1 protein-coding gene is annotated in these 1,385 nt (G+C 43.0%); it reads left to right on the top strand.

Annotated features, from left to right (window positions below):
* Positions 1-2: 2 nt before the first annotated feature.
* On the top strand, positions 3-1,385 hold a 1,383-nt coding region (locus HH219_RS21595; RefSeq protein ID WP_169328595.1), incomplete at its 3' end, for an IS66 family transposase.

Here is a 1,385-nt window from a genome sequence, read left to right on the forward strand (position 1 = left end):
GGATCGATATCGAGTCGAATATCGACAATATTAAAGCACAAATTGAAGCAGATAAAACGTTATCGACGTCAATGCGTGCTGCGATCGATTTACTGCTACTTATTGTTACGTTACTTTCTCAGCGTCTGGGGCTTAACAGTCGCAATAGCAGCAAACCACCGTCTTCAGATCCAAACAGAAAGAAGAATTCAAACGCTAATAGCAATCGTCAACCCGGTGGACAAAAAGGCCATAAAGGCACCACTCTAGAGCAAGAAATAGCACCCGATATCACGCATATATTAACGCTTGATAAAGCGCTTTTACCGCCCGGTAAGTATACCTCTGTAGGTGAAGAAGTTCGCCAAGTCGTTGACATTGAATTCAAGCGCGTTGTCACAGAATACCGAGCACAAATACTTGAAGATGAGTTTGGCAAACGCTTTGCTGCTGAGTTTCCTAATAACGTAAAAAGTCGAATTCAATATGGGAATGAATTAAAGGCGCATGCCGTTTACCTTTCTCAATACCAGTTACTTCCTTATGAACGTATTCGAGAGTACTTCACCGACCAACTTGGTATTCCACTCAGTAGCGGCAGCCTTTTTAACTTTATCAGCACCGCGTATGCTAAGTTAGAAGACACTCAAGCCTTGGTGATTATCAAAGCCAACTTAGTTAAAGAAAAGACATTGCACACGGATGAAACGGGGATCAACATCAACGGAAAAAGACAATGGTTACATAACGCCTCTTCTGCATCATGGACTTATTTATCAGCACATGAAAAAAGAGGCGCTGAAGCAATGGATGACATTGGCATATTGCCTCACTTTACTGGCGTGATGTGTCATGATCATTGGAAGCCCTATTATCGTTATGAATGCCAACATTCGTTATGCAATGCGCATCACTTGCGTGAATTACTTCGAGCCTATGAGCAAGATAACCAAATGTGGGCAGAGGAAATGCGGGGGTATTTAATCGCGCTTAATCAAGAGGTCGATAAAGCAGGTGGGATACTCAGCCCTGACAGGCAAAAGGCAGTAATACTGGGCTATCACGCTATTTTAAAAGCGGGTGAAAAAGAAAGCCCCGCGCCGCTCCCCGTAGAAGGTAAGCGGGGGCGACCGAAGAAAACTAAATCACGTAACTTACTTGAGCGATTGCAACATTATGAAAGTGATGTACTCCGATTCATGACGGAGAACTCAGTCCCATTTACAAACAATCAAGGTGAGAATGACTTAAGAATGGCGAAAGTCCAACAAAAAATATCAGGCTGTTTTAGAAGTGACAATGGCGCTAAGATGTTTTTTGGGCTGCGTAGTTACTTATCAAGTTGTAAAAAGCAAGGGATCAGTGCGTCTACCGCATTAGCATTATTATTCAATGGCATGTTGCCC

It is taken from the genome of Pseudoalteromonas sp. NEC-BIFX-2020_015, from assembly GCF_012952265.1.
Lineage (GTDB): Bacteria > Pseudomonadota > Gammaproteobacteria > Enterobacterales > Alteromonadaceae > Pseudoalteromonas > Pseudoalteromonas neustonica.